The 15,946-nt window shown below is 68.9% G+C and carries 18 protein-coding genes and 1 pseudogene; 13 read left to right on the top strand and 6 right to left on the bottom strand.

The window, feature by feature from the left end:
* The first annotated feature begins 58 nt into the window (after positions 1-58).
* From ABIS05_RS19490 to ABIS05_RS19460, 7 genes are all read left to right on the top strand, one after another.
* Positions 59-427 carry a hypothetical protein gene (locus ABIS05_RS19490; RefSeq protein ID WP_348012197.1) on the top strand — a complete coding sequence of 123 codons (369 nt, stop codon included), beginning with the start codon at positions 59-61 and terminating at the stop codon, positions 425-427.
* On the top strand, positions 424-1,737 hold the full coding sequence (locus ABIS05_RS19485; protein WP_348012196.1) for a sorbosone dehydrogenase family protein: 1,314 nt from the start codon (positions 424-426) through the stop codon (positions 1,735-1,737). The genes ABIS05_RS19490 and ABIS05_RS19485 overlap by 4 nt, the downstream gene beginning before the upstream one ends.
* A 21-nt stretch (positions 1,738-1,758) precedes the next feature.
* The gene (locus ABIS05_RS19480) at positions 1,759-2,625 is read left to right on the top strand and encodes a 23S rRNA (adenine(2030)-N(6))-methyltransferase RlmJ (protein WP_348012195.1); all 867 of its coding nucleotides are present in this window, start codon (positions 1,759-1,761) and stop codon (positions 2,623-2,625) included.
* 34 nt (positions 2,626-2,659) lie between these two features.
* Positions 2,660-3,424, top strand: a complete 765-nt coding sequence (locus tag ABIS05_RS19475) for a UPF0149 family protein (RefSeq protein ID WP_348012194.1) — start codon at positions 2,660-2,662, stop codon at positions 3,422-3,424.
* Between the two features lie 111 nt (positions 3,425-3,535).
* Positions 3,536-4,300 carry a metallophosphoesterase gene (locus ABIS05_RS19470; RefSeq protein WP_348012193.1) on the top strand — a complete coding sequence of 255 codons (765 nt, stop codon included), beginning with the start codon at positions 3,536-3,538 and terminating at the stop codon, positions 4,298-4,300.
* A 166-nt stretch (positions 4,301-4,466) separates the two neighbouring features.
* Positions 4,467-5,057, top strand: coding sequence for a hypothetical protein (locus tag ABIS05_RS19465; protein ID WP_348012192.1), 591 nt, complete (start codon positions 4,467-4,469; stop codon positions 5,055-5,057).
* A 65-nt stretch (positions 5,058-5,122) separates the two neighbouring features.
* A complete protein-coding gene (locus ABIS05_RS19460) occupies positions 5,123-6,097 on the top strand; it encodes a hypothetical protein (RefSeq protein WP_348063312.1) in 975 nt (324 codons plus the stop codon).
* 8 nt (positions 6,098-6,105) lie between these two features.
* Here ABIS05_RS19460 and ABIS05_RS19455 read toward each other — a convergent pair whose 3' ends face one another.
* The gene (locus ABIS05_RS19455) at positions 6,106-7,074 is read right to left on the bottom strand and encodes a DMT family transporter (RefSeq protein ID WP_348012190.1); all 969 of its coding nucleotides are present in this window, start codon (positions 7,072-7,074) and stop codon (positions 6,106-6,108) included.
* A gap of 591 nt (positions 7,075-7,665) precedes the next feature.
* On the opposite strand from ABIS05_RS19455, the gene ABIS05_RS19450 reads away from it, so the two are divergent.
* The 4 genes from ABIS05_RS19450 (at position 7,666) to ABIS05_RS19435 (ending at position 10,183) form a co-directional block, all read left to right on the top strand.
* Positions 7,666-7,959: a type II toxin-antitoxin system RelE/ParE family toxin gene (locus tag ABIS05_RS19450; RefSeq protein ID WP_348012189.1), complete on the top strand. Its 294-nt coding sequence runs from the start codon at positions 7,666-7,668 to the stop codon at positions 7,957-7,959.
* Positions 7,960-7,964: 5 nt separating this feature from the next.
* Positions 7,965-8,273, top strand: a complete 309-nt coding sequence (locus ABIS05_RS19445) for an addiction module antidote protein (protein WP_348012188.1) — start codon at positions 7,965-7,967, stop codon at positions 8,271-8,273.
* Between the two features lie 170 nt (positions 8,274-8,443).
* Positions 8,444-8,956, top strand: coding sequence for an AAA family ATPase (locus tag ABIS05_RS19440; protein ID WP_348012187.1), 513 nt, complete (start codon positions 8,444-8,446; stop codon positions 8,954-8,956).
* Between the two features lie 36 nt (positions 8,957-8,992).
* Positions 8,993-10,183: an SGNH/GDSL hydrolase family protein gene (locus ABIS05_RS19435; protein WP_348012186.1), complete on the top strand. Its 1,191-nt coding sequence runs from the start codon at positions 8,993-8,995 to the stop codon at positions 10,181-10,183.
* Positions 10,184-10,201: 18 nt separating this feature from the next.
* Here ABIS05_RS19435 and ABIS05_RS19430 read toward each other — a convergent pair whose 3' ends face one another.
* On the bottom strand, positions 10,202-10,780 hold the full coding sequence (locus ABIS05_RS19430) for a TMEM165/GDT1 family protein (protein WP_348012185.1): 579 nt from the start codon (positions 10,778-10,780) through the stop codon (positions 10,202-10,204).
* 86 nt (positions 10,781-10,866) lie between these two features.
* Between ABIS05_RS19430 and ABIS05_RS19425 the strand changes: the two genes are divergently transcribed.
* Positions 10,867-11,262, top strand: coding sequence for a VOC family protein (locus ABIS05_RS19425; protein ID WP_348012184.1), 396 nt, complete (start codon positions 10,867-10,869; stop codon positions 11,260-11,262).
* Between the two features lie 135 nt (positions 11,263-11,397).
* Positions 11,398-12,090 carry a YafY family protein gene (locus ABIS05_RS19420; RefSeq protein ID WP_348012183.1) on the top strand — a complete coding sequence of 231 codons (693 nt, stop codon included), beginning with the start codon at positions 11,398-11,400 and terminating at the stop codon, positions 12,088-12,090.
* A gap of 10 nt (positions 12,091-12,100) precedes the next feature.
* On the opposite strand, the gene ABIS05_RS19415 is transcribed toward ABIS05_RS19420, so the two are convergent.
* The 4 genes and pseudogenes from ABIS05_RS19415 to ABIS05_RS19400 form a co-directional block, all read right to left on the bottom strand.
* On the bottom strand, positions 12,101-12,433 hold the full coding sequence (locus ABIS05_RS19415; protein ID WP_348012182.1) for a four-helix bundle copper-binding protein: 333 nt from the start codon (positions 12,431-12,433) through the stop codon (positions 12,101-12,103).
* A 241-nt stretch (positions 12,434-12,674) separates the two neighbouring features.
* Positions 12,675-13,244 carry a glutaredoxin family protein gene (locus ABIS05_RS19410; RefSeq protein ID WP_348012181.1) on the bottom strand — a complete coding sequence of 190 codons (570 nt, stop codon included), beginning with the start codon at positions 13,242-13,244 and terminating at the stop codon, positions 12,675-12,677.
* A gap of 136 nt (positions 13,245-13,380) precedes the next feature.
* Positions 13,381-13,548: pseudogene (locus ABIS05_RS19405) on the bottom strand (DUF488 family protein); the annotation flags it as partial.
* A 54-nt stretch (positions 13,549-13,602) separates the two neighbouring features.
* Positions 13,603-15,946, bottom strand: a 2,344-nt coding sequence (locus ABIS05_RS19400; protein WP_348012180.1) for an ATP-binding protein, incomplete at its 5' end; no start/stop codon positions are given.

Genomic DNA, 15,946 nt, shown 5'->3' with positions numbered 1-15,946 from the left:
GCCGGTGACTGCAGACAGAACGCGTAGCCCAGGCATCGCAATTGCCGCCGCATGCCTCATGCATGTCGTCATCGCCGCCTCCGCGCTGCCGCTGTTCGTCGGGGCGCTACTCAGCGACTGGGCCTACAGCCACAGCTTCCAGATCCAGTGGATCAACTTCTCGTCCTGGCTCATCGCTGGGGCATTGCTGCTCACCGGCATTGCGCTGGCGTGGGCGCTCGTGGATGTACTGCGCCGGCGCAGCGGCATCGTCTACCCGCTGTTGCTGGCAGCCACCTTCGTGGTTGGCTTCTTCAACGCGCTGGTTCACGCCCGCGACGCCTGGGCCACGATGCCCACGGGGCTGGCGCTGTCGGCCGTTGTGGCCGTACTCGCCGTGATCGCCACCGGCGTGGGCTTGGCGGCTTGGCACAGGAGGCCAGCATGAGGACGACTGCACAGCGCATCGGCGCGGGAGCGGTGGCCCTGGCGGCTCTTGCCGCAGCGGGCAGCTATGTCGTGGCCCAGACGGAACCAGCCCAAGGCCAGCACGGCGCCAACCCTGATCTGCCCGCGCCGCAGCGTGGCCTGCTGCCCGACATGCGCATTGCCGAGCCCACCGGCTGGGGCGACCGCATGCCCACCGTGCCGGCCGGCTGGACGATCAAGGCCATCGCCACTGATCTGAAGATCCCGCGCCAGACCCTGGTACTGCCCAACGGCGACATCCTCGTGGCCGAAGGCAAGGGCGGCGGCGCGCCGGTGCTCACGCCCAAGGACTTCATCGCGGGCTTCATCAAGAGCAAAGGCACCACCAAGGTCAAGGGCGGCAACCAACTGACGCTGCTGCGCGACGCCGACGGTGACGGCACGTACGAAGGCCGCTGGGTCTACGCCGACAAGCTCAACGCACCGTACGGCCTGGCGTTCGCCGGCGACAAGATCTACGTCGCCAACCAGGATGCCCTCGTGCGCTTCGACTACGCCGCGGGCCAGACCCGAGCCGGCGCGCCGCCCGTCACCGTGGCACTGCTGCCCTCGGCCATCAACCACCACTGGACCAAGGCGCTCGCAGTCGATGCCGAGGGGCGTTTCCTCTATGTGGGCATCGGCTCCAACAGCAACATCGGCGAGCGCGGCATGGCCGTGGAAGAGCACCGCGCGCGGGTCTGGCAGATCGACGCCGCCACCGGCGCCGTGCGGCCCTTCGCCACCGGCCTGCGCAATCCCACCGCGCTGGTCTTCGAGCCCGGCACCAAGCAGCTGTGGACGGTGGTGAACGAGCGCGATGAGCTCGGCCCCAACCTCGTGCCCGACTACCTCACCTCCGTGCGCGAAGGCGCCTTTTACGGCTGGCCCTACGCCTATTGGGGCCCCAACGTCGACCCGCGTGCCAAGCCGCCCGACGACAAGAAGGTGCAGGCCACGATCAGGCCCGACTACGCGCTGCAGTCGCACACCGCGCCACTGGGCCTGGCGTTCTCGCAAGCCGGCATGCCCGCGCCCTTCGCCGAGGGCGCGTTCATCGGCCAGCACGGCAGCTGGAACCGCAAGCAGCCGGTGGGCTACAAGGTCATCTACGTGCCCTTCTCGGGCGGCAAACCCAGCGGCCCGCCCGTGGACTTCATCGCCGGCTTCCAGGCCGACGGCAAGACCATGGGCCGCCCGGTTGGCGTGACGCTGGACCCGAAGGGCGCAGTCATCGTGGCCGACGACCTGTCCAACACCATCTGGAGGGCTGTGCCCGCGCGCCAGTAACCTGCCGCGCGACAATCGCGCATGCTCGCTTACCGCCACGCCTTCCATGCCGGCAACCACGCCGACGTCCTCAAGCACCTGGTGCTGACCCGCGTGCTGCGCTACATGGCCGAAAAGGACAAGCCCTACACCCTGATCGACACGCACGCCGGCGCCGGCGGCTACTCGGTCGAGGGCCGCTATGCGCAGAAGAAGGGCGAATACGCCGAGGGCATCGCCAGGCTCTACGACCGCAAGGACCTGCCCGCGCCGCTGGCCGATTACGTCGACCTGGTGCGCGCCTTCAACCCCGATGGCCAGCTGCGCCAATACCCCGGCTCGCCGGCCATCGCCAACATGCTGCTGCGCGAGACCGACCGGCTGCGCGCCTACGAGCTGCATTCCACGGACCATCGCATCCTGGACAGCTACCTCGCCAGCCGCCCGCAGACCCAGGTGCGCGACACCGACGGTTTTGCTGCCATCCGCGCCGAGCTGCCCTCGCCCACCCGCCGCGCCGCGCTGCTGATGGACCCGTCCTACGAGATCAAGAGCGACTACGGCAAGGTGCTGGCCGCGCTGCGCGAGGCGCTGGAGCGGGCGGGCGACACGGTCTTCATGGTCTGGTACCCGCACCTGCAGCTGCTGGAATCGAGCCAGCTGAGCGCGCGCATGAAGGCCAGCGCCGACGCGACCGCCAAGAAGGGCTGGCTGCATGTGCGCCTGACCGTGGCCGAGCCCGCCAACCGCCCGGACGGCAAGGGCTTGGGGCTTCTGGGCAGCGGCATGTTCATCGCCAACCCGCCGTTCACGCTGCACGACGAGCTGGCCGAATGCCTGCCGCTGCTGGTGGAGAAGCTGGGGCAGTACGACGGTGCGAACTTCGTGCTGGAACAAAAGGTGGCGTGACCGGGAGGCGCTCCAGCGTCGACAATCCGCCGCCATGAGCACGACCCAAGACCTCACCGACGCCGAGTTCGCCGAACTCGACGAACTCCTCGCCGCCACGCCCGAGCCACTGCAGCCGCTGGATGCCTCCATGCTGGACGGCTACCTCTGCGGCGTCATCGTGCAGCCCCGCCTCATCGAGGCGGACGAGTGGCTACCCAACATCTTCGACTATGACGGCGGCCTGCTGCCCGACAGCGTCGACGCGACCTGGCTGGACCGCCTGACCCAGCTCGTGGAACGCCGCCACGCCGCGCTGAACAAGCGCCTGGCCGAGGACGGCTGGTTCGACCCCGTCGTGCTGGAAGTGGACGAGGAGCAGCAGCCCGACCCGCTGCCGGAGGACGCCAGCGAGGAGGAGCAGTCCGCCCGCGCCAGCTACGACGCCCTCGGCCCGCTGTCGCGCGCGCTGATGCCCTGGGTCGCCGGCTTCCAGCATGCGGCGCTGTGCTTCCCCGAACTGGCCGACATGCCCAACGACGACATCTCCGCCGCGCTGGCCCGCCTGTACCGCCACCTGCCGGCCGAGACGGACGAGGAGAAGGAAGTCGTCGCCACGTTGAACCGCGAGTTTCCGCTCAACGACCTGGACGACGCCATCGAAGAGATGGTGGCCACGGTGGCTGACCTGGCCGACCTGACCGAAGCCGAGCGCTACCGCGTCGAGACCATCCGGCGCGACACGCCCAAGGTGGGGCGCAACGACCCCTGCCCTTGCGGCAGCGGGCGCAAGTACAAGGTCTGCCATGGCAGCAACTAATGTCCTTGCGGGACAGACCGCCGGCGCGCAGCGCCAAGCTCTGTCCTCAACTGACTTGGACTTGCGGGACAGACCGCCGGCGCGCAGCGCCAAGCTCTGTCCCCAACTGACTTGAGGCTACAGCTCCTCTCGGACCTCCACCTCGAAACGGAGTCCTACCTACCCGAGCCCGCGCCGGGCGCCGAGCTGTTGATCCTAGCCGGCGACATCGACTCGACGTGGCGCAGCTTCGAGCTGTTCCGCAAATGGCCGGTGCCGGTGCTCGTCGTGCCGGGCAACCACGAGTTCGACGGCCGCGACGTGGACGAGGCGCGCGAGGCGCTGCGGGCTCACGTCAAGGCCATCGGCCTGCGCATGCTGGACGACGAGTCCACCGTGCTGACCGACGCGCAAGGCAGGCGTGTGCGCTTCATCGGCTGCACGCGCTGGTGCGACTTCAACGCCTTCGGCCCGGCCGGCCGTGACCGGGCGATGCGGGCGGGCGGCTACTTCCAGAAGGTCATGCAGGCCACCCGCCATGGCGAGGTCTTCGGCGTGGACGCCGTGCGCGCACTGGCGCTGGAGAGCCGCGCCTGGCTGGCCGACGAGCTCGCGCGAACAGGGGACTGGGCCGCGACGGTCGCCATCACCCACTTCGCCCCCAGCCTCAAAAGCGCCGACCCACGCTACGGCCGCCAGCCCGGCACGGCCAGCTTCTGCAACGACGATGAAGACCTCATCCCCGGCGCGCAGCTGTGGCTGCATGGCCACCTGCACTGCCGGCAGGACTATCGGCTGGGTGACACACGCGTCGTCAGCAACGCGCGCGGGCATTTCCGCAAGGGCGAGGCTGATGGCTTCGACGGCCAGCGGCTTTTTGCGGTGTTTGCAGGCTGAGCCAGAGGTCAGTGGCCGCGGGCAACCCGCTGAGTCACGCTGACGCCAACGTTGGCCTAGCGTGAACGAGGTCACAACGGGCCTGTTTCGGCGAACATGGGCTCGAAGTGACGTCGCAGCGCCTCCCCTAGAGTCGGCGCTGCATTCATCACTCGACGACACGACCATGGGTTTCGAAATCAGGCGCCGCCAAGCTTTGATGCTGGTAAGTGGCGCAGGCGCTGCGCTGAGCGGTTGCAGTACCGCGCGTCCGGCAGGGTCCACCCTGTTCAGCCGCGAGCTGGTGAAGCCAGCTGGCTTCAAGCTCGCGAACGTGCAACTGCGCTGGCAGGAGAACGGCAACTTCGGCTACCGGGTCAGCTACAAGCGCACGCGGGGAGCCGACACGCGATTGACGGACTCCGAAAGCAAACGGGCCACCGCCTATATGCGGCAACTCGGCGCCCTCTTCCGCGAGCGAGCCGTACCTGCGACGGCCGATCGGCTGTTGAAGGCGGGCGTCACCTTCGGCACCGCACACACCCTCGTGCTCGTGCCCCTGTCGGGCGACTTCGACATGACCGGCGGCAGCAGTGGGATCGTCGTGCGCGCGATGATCCAGGACGCCAACCGCAAGACGCTGTACTTGTCTGATATCGACAGCCGCAGCAGCTGGACGCTGTTGGGACTCGTCATCCCGGACCCCGACGCGGCCTTTGTCGATCACTTCGTCGATGCCCTGGTGGCGACCTTCAAGGAAGCGGGGCTGCTCGAATGACCGCCTGCCATTGCCCGCTTCAACCCAGGCGTGCTGCGCGCATGTCTGTTTTCGGGTTCGTCGTGATGACCGCCCTTTTCGCCGCACCGGCCGTATTCGCACAGCCGGTGCCCGACCGCTTCGGCGACGTGCTTCTCCTTGACGCCCCCGATGCTGCAGTGCGCATCGCGCGGTGCGTCGGCAGCGCTGAGCCTGATGCAGCACGCGCCTGGATCGAGGCGAGGATGACAGCGCCGGACCCCGATGAGATGCGCGAATACGCGCCTCCCGAGGGCCGGGCGATCGCTGTCACCGCCAAGGGTTGGTGGGCCTGTCTGTCGCTGAGCCCGGCGCGCTTTCCGATTTATCCGCTGGAGTCGATCGCCGCCACCATTGCCGTGGGCGGTGTTCCGGACTTTGTCCTGGCCGAATGGCATCGCAAGCTCTTGGAAGTGCTGGCAGAGAAGGGTGAGGCACGCGGCCTGATCGTGTACCCGAACGGCAACGGGCTGCGCTTCGAGTTCAAAGCCGTGCCGGGCAGCTTTGCCTACTTGCGCTTCACGAAGGAGTTCCTCAAGGCCGACAAGGTCGACGAGGCTGGCATCGATGCCGTGCTGCGCGATCCGGCCGTCCGCGGCATCAACATCGTCAACCCCGTGGACCCCAAGCAGCCGGATTTCAAGGGGCAGCCGGCGCTTCCTGAGCAGCGCATCAAGTGGCCGCTCGACGGTGATTTCCTGAAGGCGCCGCCCGGCCCGGTCAACGCCACTGCGGTCCTCGACAACACACGTTGGACGTTCACGCAGAGTACGACCGTGATGCTGCGGCCTGGTGGCGTTGCAGTGATGACGTCACCACGTTCCACTTCGAACGGCACATGGGAGTTCCGCGACGGCGTCGTCTACATGAAGATGGGCACGAACCTCTTCTACACGCTGCGTCTCGCCCCGGACGGCCAGGGTCTGAACGGCCGGACGCGTAACACGTCCAGACCGGTCAGGGCGGACTTCTCGCCGCCGTCTGAGTGGAAGACGAAGCTGACCCGCGAGGCGGCGCCTTGAGTGTGCCCTCAGTCGCCGGTGACCACGGGATCGATGCGCAAGGCCCACACCACGCCGGCGATCAGTAGGGCCACGCCGGCCAGTGTGGCCGGGGGCGGCCAGCGGCCGGCCCACGTGAAGGCATAGGCCAGCGCCGCCAGCGTCTCGAAGACGATGAGCTGGCCCGACAGTGACGTCGGCAGGCGCTGGCTGGCCTCGTTCCAGCACAGCGTGCCCAGCCAGGACGAGCACAGGCCGATGGCGGCCATCAGACCGATGAAGGCGAGTGGCCGGTTGCCGAGCGGGAGGGTGTAGCTGGTCGGGATCAGCGTGCCGGGCGCGGCGAGGTGGATGAGGGCGAGTAGCACGGCGCCGATCAGTGCCATCGGCAGCGTCACCAGCCCCTGCGCTGTCGCCCAGGCCCGCGGGCTGCGGTCCGCGTGCGCCCGCAGCCAGTCGGCATTGCGAATCGGATACCAGGTCCAGCAGGCCACGGCCGCGATGGCGAGCAGCGCGCCTTCGGCATAGCGGCGCGGGTCGCCGGCCTCGGCCTGCAGCACGGCCATTTCGTCGCGGTTGACGAGGGTCAAGCCGGCAGCGATGAGCGCCAGCGACGGTGCCAGCTTGCCCCACGGCAGATGGCCGTCGCGCACGCGGTTGCGGTGGTTGGCGCAGACGGCGATGACGACCGGCAGCGTGCCGATGATCATGGTCGGCAGCGGCGCTCCGGCGCGCTGGATGGCGGCCGACAGGCACAGGTAGTACAGGAAGTTGCCGATCAGGCTGAGCTTGGCCGCCTCCCACCAGTCGGCGGGCCGCAGCTCGCGCAGCACGCGCCGGTCCAGCAGCAGGGCCAGCGGCAGCGCGATGAGGCCGAAGGCGAGGTAGCGGCCCACGGTCAGCAGGGCGGGCGCATAGCCGGGCAGCATGACGGGCGCGACGAACACAAGGCCCCACATGAGGCCGGCGGCCAGAGCGAACAGTAATCCGATGAGCATCGGCTATTGGAACCGGGCGGCGACCGCCTCTCGTTGATCCGCCGTGTAGTGCAGGCCGAGCTTGCTGCGCCGCCACAGCACATCGTCCGCGCTGCGGGCCATTCGTTGTCCACCAGCTGGCGCAGTTCGGACTCGAACAGGCCCGGTGCAATCTCGGCACCCGTGGGCGCGGCAAGCAGCTCGGCCGCCACGCTGCCGTAGCTGCGGGCCAGCAGCGCGACGAGGGCCGGTGCGCGGTCGGCGTGCCGGGCTTGCAGCTCGGCCGTGAAGGCCGCGATGTCCACGCCATGCGGCCCAAGTCGCCGCCGGGGAGATGGGTGCCGGCCGTCCACGGTTTGCGCTCGTCGCCCAGCAGCGCACCGAGCTGCGTGGCGCCGTCCTCGGCCAGCTTGCGGTAGGTCGTCAGCTTGCCGCCCCAGACATTGAGCAGCGGCGCGCCTGCCGTCGCGTCGGCCTCCAGCAGATAGTCTCGCGTGACCTTGGAGGCCGAGCCGCCTTCGTCCAGGGCGGTGCGGCAGGTATTGACGGATTGACGCTCACCCGCCGCAGTTGAGAACGCTCAAAATGTAACGTTTGGGCTACACTGCGCCGATGCGAGTCGAGAAGACCGATGCGTACCGCGATTGGCTCGATGGTCTGAAGGACCGCACGGCCCGAGCGCGGATTCTTGTGCGTGTTGATCGCTTGATTGATGGCAACGCGGGCCAGCATCGTGATCTGACGGATGGGGTGTCGGAACTCAAGATCGATTCCGGTCCCGGCTATCGCGTCTACTACACGCAGCGCGGAGAGCGCCTTTTGTTGCTGTTGATCGGCGGCGACAAAGCGACGCAACAGAAGGACATTGCGCTCGCTATCCATCTGGCCAGGAACTTCAAGGAGTAGCGAGCATGCCGAGAACCGCAGCCAAGGCAACAAAGACATCGTCGTACGACGTGGCCGAGCATCTGCGCACGCCGGAAGAGATGGCAGCCTATCTCGACGCCTGGCTTGAAGAGGCGCCGGACGATGCAGCCGGTATTGCCCAGGCGCTCGGAAACATCGCGCGTGCAAAGGGCATGACGCAGGTTGCCAAGGATGCCGGGCTGAGTCGAGAAAGCCTGTACCGGGCATTGGGTGCAGGCGGAAACCCGAGCTTCGCGACGGTGCTCAAGGTTGCAAAGGCCTTGGGCGTCAAGCTTCATGCGTCGGCAGCCTAGGAACTTTGTAGGTAAATGGGATGAGCCAGCGAACCCCAACATCGGGCCCGCCTGAATTCGTTTGTGTTCACCCTTCACCCCATCCATGCACGCCCCCTTTTTGCCAAGCGCTCCTGCCGTGGTGACGCAGAGGACGTTGCGACCCCACCAGTCATCAAAGGCCTTCGACGGTGTCTGAGCTTCAACGTTTGGCATCGGACATACCCCCGACCGTTCATCTGCTGTTCGGCATGCCCGGGTGCGGAAAGACTCGTTTCGCCACGGGCCTGGCGGCTCGTGGCCGCTGTGCGGCTCTCAGTCACGACGAGTGGATCGTCGGCCTTCTCGGGCCGCAGCCAGGCAGCGACGAGTTCCAGCGGTTTGCCTCCCCCATCCATGAGCTTCTCTGGCTTCAGACGGAGAAGATCGTCCGAGCAGGCCGCGACGTTGCGCTCGACTTCGGCTTCTGGACGCGTGCGGAACGCGACGCTGCACGAGCACGGGTGCGGGCCATGGGCGCCCAAGCCTGCTTCTACGCTTTTGAGTGCACGGCCCAACAGGCGTGGGGACGCATCAGTCGACGCAACGCGGACGAATCGGGGCAGGCCATCCACATCAGCGAAGACACTTTCAATCTCCTGGTAGCCAAGATCGAGCCGCCCATGCCCGATGAACAGTTCGTCCTGGTGAAAGCGGATGCCTGACGCTTACTCAGGCGCTGACAAGCAGAGCCACCCTTCATGAACATCTCGTCGATCTGCAACGCCTTGGCCCAATCGCTCAAGCGCGTTGTGCAAGCGTCGTTCGGCCGTACCGGTTGGCTCATCGCCGCTGCGATAGCAGGCGGTTCGCTGCTGCCCGCAGCCCCAGCGTTGGCGCAGGACGTGGCCCGCGTCGCGGCTGAGCCGCCGGGCTTGAAGCCGCTGGCCACCCGCGTGACCGGCCGCGTCGTTGCGCAGGCCGATGGCGCGCTGCTGCGCCAATGGCCGGGTACCTATTTCGAGACGGCTTTCCAGGGCGACGAGGTCTTCTTCCGCGTCGGCGCGGGTGACGTGAGCCTGCGCCTGAGCGTTGACGGTGACGCCGCCGTGCCGCTGGTGAAGCCCGCTGCCGGCCTGTATCGCATGTCGAAGTTCAAGCGCGCTGGCGAGCACCGGCTGCGCATCGCCGTGGCCAGCGAGAGCCAGGGCGGGCCAACCGTTTTCGGCGGCTTCCTGATCGGTGGCGGCGCCCAGCCGGCCGCGCTGCCGCAGCGCAGCCGGCAGATCGAGTTCATCGGTGATTCGCACACCGTCGGCTATGGCAACACGTCGAGCGGCCGGGACTGCACGCAGGAGCAGGTCTGGGCGACCACCGACACGTCCCAGGGCGTCGCGGCCCTGGTGGCGGCGCACTACGACGCCGACTTCGAGGCCAATGCGATCTCCGGGCGGGGTGTCGTGCGCAACTTCGACGGCTTTGCGGCCGACACGCTGCCGCAGGCCCACCCCTTCGCGCTGCTCGGCAAGAGCGGTACGGCCGACAACGCGGGCTGGCAGCCGCGTGTCATCGCGATCAGCCTGGGCACGAACGACTTCGCCACGGCGCTGCATGGCGGTGAGCGCTGGGCGACCCGCGAGCAGCTGCGCGGCGACTACGAGGCTACCTTCGTCCGCTTCGTCGGCGACCTGCAGCGGCGCCATCCGGGCGCCTACATCGTGCTGTGGATCGCGGCCGGCGAGGGTTCGGAGGTGCAGACCGAAGTTGGGCGCGTGGCCGAGCAGTTGCGCCGGGCGGGCCATGCGCGCGTCGGCTTCGTGCCGGTCAGCGACCTGAGCCTGACCGGCTGCCAATACCACCCGAGCGCCGCTGACGACCGGAAGATCGCCGATGCGTTGATTCGCCATCTCGACGCACAGAAGGATGTCTGGCCAGCAGGCCAAGCGAACTGAGGCGCCAGCGCGGCGCCGTCACCCGCCCAGCAGCGCCCCGCCCGCCACCAGTGTCACCACGCCGAGCACGGCAAAGATGACAGCCGCCACGCGGTGCACCAGCTTCACCGGCAGCTTCTGCGACAGCTTGTCGCCCACCAGCACGGCGGGCACGTTGGCCAGCATCATGCCGGCCGTGGTGCCGGCGACGACGCCGATGAAGTCCAGCGGGTAGCGCGCCGCCAGCGCCACGGTGGCGATCTGCGTCTTGTCGCCCATCTCGGCGAGGAAGAAGGCGATGACGGTCGTGACGAACACGCCGTGGCCCGGCTTGGGGGTGTCGTCCGCGTCGAGCTTGTCAGGGATCAGCATCCAGCCCGCCATGGCGATGAAGGACAGGCCCAGGCCCCAGCGCAACGCCGTCGGGCTGATGAGGCCGGTGAGCCAGCTGCCGAGCGCACCGGCGGCGGCATGGTTGAGGACGGTCGCGACAAAGATGCCCGCCACGATGGGCCAGGGCCGCCGAAAGCGCGCGGCGAGCATGAAGGCCAGCAACTGGGTCTTGTCACCGATCTCGGCGAGGGCCACGAGGCCGGTGGCGATGAGGAAGGCTTGCATTGCCGGCTATTTTCCCGGGCCTTGCTGACATGGCTTGTCAGGCGGCCGGGCGCAGCATGCGGGCTCTTCAACCAGGAGCCTTTCACATGAACTTTGCCTACACCCTCGTCTACGTGGCCGATGTCGCCGCGTCGCTGGCCTTCTTCGAGCGGGCCTTCGGTTTGCCGACGCGCTTCCTGCACGAGAGCGGCGCCTATGGCGAGGTCGAGACCGGCGGCGGCGGCGCGAAGCTGGCGTTCGTGGACCACGCGACGGCGCGCGACAGCGTGCAGCACGCCTACGTGGCCGCCGACACGAGCGACAAGCCGCTGGGCATGGAGATCGGCTTCACGGTGACCGACGTGCAGGCGGCGTTCGACAAGGCCGTTAGCGCGGGCGCCCGCGCGCTGGCCGCGCCTGTCACCAAGCCCTGGGGCCAGACGGTGGCCTATGTGCGCTGCCCGGACGGCACGCTGGTGGAACTCTGCACCGCCATGGGCTGAGCGCATGCCAGCGCACCGGCCGAGCCCGCTCGGGGCGCCCACGCCAGCCCCTTCGTTGACGAGGATGTTTGACCTCGTTGCAGGTGACACAGCTCTTCCGCAGATGGCGTGGCCACTGCCCTACAGTGCCTTCCCATGCGCCGCGCCGACCGCCTTTTCCAGATCGTCCAGCTCATTCGCGGCCGACGCCTCACGACGGCGGACTACCTCGCCCAGCGCCTCGAAGTGTCGATGCGCACCGTCTACCGCGATATCGCTGCGCTCGCCCAGCAGGGCGTGCCCATCGAGGGCGAGGCGGGCGTGGGCTACCGCATGCGGGCCGGCTTCGACCTGCCGCCGCTGATGTTCAGCAAGCAGGAAGCCCAGGCCCTGGTCGCCACCGTGCGCATGGCTGAGTCCCGGCTGGACGCGGCGTTAGCGCGGCAAGCCGAGAACGCGCTGAGCAAGATCCTCGCCGTGCTGCCGCTGGACGCGCGCGCCGCCGCCGAGAGCCTGGCGCTGTACGCGCCGCTGCCGGCGCTGGACCCGCAAACCGGCGCCCACCTGGCGACGCTGCGCGAGTCCACCGAGGCACGGCGCAAGCTCAAGATGGGCTACCTGGACCTGGGCGGCGTGAAGAGCGAGCGCCTCGTGCGCCCGCTGGCCTGCCTGTTCTGGGGCCCGGTCTGGACGCTGGCCGCCTGGTGCGAACTGCGCAACGACTTCCGCAGCTTTCGCGTCGACCGCATCGAGACGCTGGAGGCGATGGAGAGCTTCCGCGACGAGCCGGGCAAGACGCTGGCCGACATGAACCGCAGGCGCGAGGGGCAGGAGCAGGGCGGCGCCTGAGCGCCGGGCTTCAGACAGCCGCCATGCGCCGGCAGGCTGCGGCGCATTCCGCGCACGCGGTGGCGCAGTCCTGGCAGTGCTGGTGCTGGTGATTGCCGCATTCCTTGCCGCAGGTGTCGCACAGCAGCGCGCACAGGCCGCAGATGCGCTTGGAGAACTCGCTGCCGCGCGCGATGGCGCCGGCCGCCAGCCGGCACAGCGCGGCGCAGTCCATGTCAAGGGCGATGCAATGCGCCATCGGCTTGACGTCCGGCTCCTGCAGGCAGGCGGTTGCACAGCGGTCACAGGCATCCGCGCAGGCGTTGCAGGCCTCCCTGCAGGCATCGTTCAGGTCGTGTGGCATCTGGGGTCTCCGGGGTAGCTGAAGACCCGAAAACCGGCAAGCGGCATGCCTGTGACCGCGCAAAACCCGGCTGGGGGCCGTGGCGGCCCGCTCAGGGCTTGCCGAGCACGCGGATGACCTCCGCCTCCGGCACCGGCTTGCCGATGAAGCCATTCATGCCGGCGGCCAGCACGGCCTGGCGTTCCTGGTCGAGCACGGCGGCGGTGGAGGCGTGGATGGGCAGGCCGGCGGTGGCGGGATCTCAGCTGCTCAGCGCCTTGATGAACTCGTCGCTGTCGAACCCTTCCTTCATGTGGTGCTCGCCACGCGGGCCGCGCACGATGAGATAGGGCGTGCCGGTGGCGTGCAGCGCGCGGAACTCGTCCTCGCAGCGGCTGTCATGGCTCATATTGCATTCGGTGAAGGCAAAGCCGTAGTCCTTCATCCAGGAGCGGGCCTGGGTGCAGTAGCCGCATTCGGTCGTGGAATACATGACGACCTGCTCCGCACGCACGCTGCCGGCCAGCTGGCGCACGGCGGCCTCGTCCAGGGTGTCGGCGCCACTGAACAGCTCGCCCAGGCCGCGCTTGTCGAGGTGGGCCTGGTGGCCGCCGTAGAGGCCGACGATCACGGCCACGGCGGTCAGCATGACGCGCCAGGGCAGGCCGCTCTTGCTGGACTTGGCGCGGTAGCCCGCGCTGCGCGCTTCAACCTGCGGGTTCATGGCCGCGCCGGTCTTGGCGTAGGCCACGCCGCAGGCGGGGCACTGCCAGTCGGGCGCCTGGGTGTCGGCGGGGCGGAGGTGGCGGCACTTGGGGCAGATGGTCGTCATCGGTCAGCGATGGGTTGAAGGGGTGGTCAGGGCGCGGTATCGGCCAACACCGTGGCGTTCATGCGCGCGCATTCTGCTGGGCATCGCGACTTTCCCGATCACCTGCTTGAGGGTGAATATGTGCGCCTTGATCGGCTCAATCCACCACGCTCGCGCCCCGGTCGGCCAGCAGCGCCCGCAGCAGCGACCGGTGGCAGCGCGCCTCGTCCTCGCAATAGCAGCCCACCGAGAAGTTCGTCTGCGCCGACAGTGTGGCCAGCAAGGCCAGTGCGTGCTGGGCCTCGGGCGCGGCCATCTCGGCGCGGTCTTCGTGAAGGCCGCCCACTCGGCGGGATGGGCATGGCGGTTCTCCGCAGCGTCAGGGCCTGCCGAGCACGCGGATGACCTCCGTCTCCGACACCGGCTTGCCGATGAAGCCATTCATGCCGGCGGCCAGCACGGCCTGGCGCTCCTGGTCGAGCACGGCGGCGGTGAAGGCGTGGATGGGCAGGTTGGCGGTGGCGGGGTCGGCGCGCAGCAGCTGGGTGGCGCGCAGGCCGTCGATCTTGGGCATGTGCAGGTCCATCAGCACGGCGTCCAGCCGGTGGCCTTGGGCGCGGGCAATGGCCACGGCCTGCTCGCCGTCCTCGGCCTCGATGACGTCGGCGCCCAGGCGCTCCAGCAGCGCCGTGATGATGAGGCGGTTGACGGGGTTGTCCTCGGCCACGAGCAGGCGCTGGCCGGCCAGCGGGTAGCGCTGCGGGATGGGGATGCGCCGGCGCGTGGCGGTGTCGTCGATGGTCAGCGAGCGCGGCAGGCTCAGCGAGGCCCAGAAGGTGGAGCCGCTGCGGCCGTCGCTGTCCACGCCGACATGGCCGTCCATGCGCGCGGCCAGTTCACGGCAGATGGACAGGCCCAGCCCCGTGCCGCCGAAGCGCCGTGTGGTCGAGTCGTCGGCCTGCGCGAACGGGCGGAAGAGCCGCGCCTGCTGCTCGGGCGACACGCCGATGCCGCTGTCCTGCACGGACAGGCGCACGCGGTCCGGGCCGGCCGGCGCGACGCTGAGCTTGATATGGCCGCGCTCGGTGAACTTAAGCGCGTTGACGAGGAAGTTGGCGAGGATCTGGCGCACCCGCACCGGGTCGCCGATGACGAGGCGCGGCAGCGCGGGCGACACGTCGATCTGCATGTCCAGCCCACGCTCGCGGCCCAGCGCCGCGCAGCCCTCGAAGCTGGCCTGCGCCAGCGCGTGCAGGTCGAACTCGATTTTCTCCAGCTCCAGATGACCCGCCTCGATCTTGGACAGGTCCAGCACGTTGGAGACGATCTCGTTGAGCGACTCGGCGGCGGTGGCGAGGTGGGCGAGGTATTTGCCCCGGTGCACGTCATCGGCACCGCTTTGCTGTAGCAGCCGCGCCAGGCCCAGCACCCCGTTGAGCGGCGTGCGGATCTCGTGGCTCATGGTGGCGAGGAAGGCGCTCTTGGCTTGGCTGGCCGTCTCGGCCTGCTGCTTGGCCGCCTGCAGCTCGCGCTGGTGGCGGCGATGCTCGGTGACGTCTTCGGCCACCCACAGCGTGGCGCGGTCGGCCTCGGTCTCGACGCGGCCGGAGAGCTGCGGCAGGCCGCGGGCATTCAGGCGCACGGTGATGCCCGAGCCGTCGGCGCGTTCGAAGTCCTGCTCGAAGGCCTGGGTCTCGCCGGACGCGACGTGCGCGGCGGGCAGCTCGGGCGCGTTGCCGCCGAAGATCTCCTGCCAGTGCCGGTTGACGCGTTCGAAGCGCTCGCCGCGCATCAGCGCGATGCCGACGCTGGCGTGATCGACGATGGCGTCGGCCTCGATACGGGCGCGTTCGCGCTCGGTGATGTCGCGCGAGATCAGCATGGTCGCGGGCTCGCCGTCCCAGTCCAGCGAGGCGGCGGAGACGAGCAGGTCGCGCCATTCGCCGCGCACGAGGACGGCGGAGCGGAAGTCCCGCGCGATGCCGGTGGCGGCCAGCTCGGCGGCCAGGCGACGCGGCTCACGGCTGTCGGGCCACAGGCCCAGCTCACGGCCGGAGCGGCCGATGACGTCGTCGCGATGGCGGCCGATGAGGGTGCAGAAGCCGGAGTTGACGAAGCGGATGCGGCCGTCGTCGATGCGCGCCACGCAGATGGCGTCGGGGCTGGCGCGCAGCAACTGGTCCAGCATGCTGGCGGTGCGCTCATGCTGCTGCAGCGTCAGGCGCTCGCCGGTGATGTTGTGGCTGACACCGCGCCAGCCGGTGTGCTGGCCGGCGGCGTCGAAGATGGGTTCGCCGGAACTCAGCGTCCACAGCAGGCGGCCGTCGGGCGTGCGAAAGCCGTTGATGCGGTCGCGGTAGGGGCGCTTGGCGCGGACGTCCTCCACCAGCGCGTGGAAATCGGCGTCGCGCACGAGGACGGCGCCGTCGGCCTCGCCCAGGCGCATGAAGTCCTCGCGCTTGTGGTCGGACAGCGTCTCGAACTCGTCGGACAGCGACGTGACACGGAACTGGGCGTCGGCCTCCCAGGCCCAGTTGTGCGCAGCCTGCACCAGGCGCGACAGGCGCACCTCTTCGTCCAGCGCCTTGCGCAGCGCGGCGCCGAGCACGCGGTTGATGAGCAGCGCGGCGAAGAGGGCCGTGGTGGCGTAGAGCGCATGCGCCACGAGGCGGTCGCCGAGCGTCACGCGCAGTGGCGCGGCCTGGCCGGGGATGACGCCGCGC

Origin of the sequence: Roseateles sp. (assembly GCF_039929605.1) — a bacterium.
Lineage (GTDB): Bacteria > Pseudomonadota > Gammaproteobacteria > Burkholderiales > Burkholderiaceae_C > Pelomonas.
This window is presented reverse-complemented; position numbering and strand designations above follow the sequence as displayed.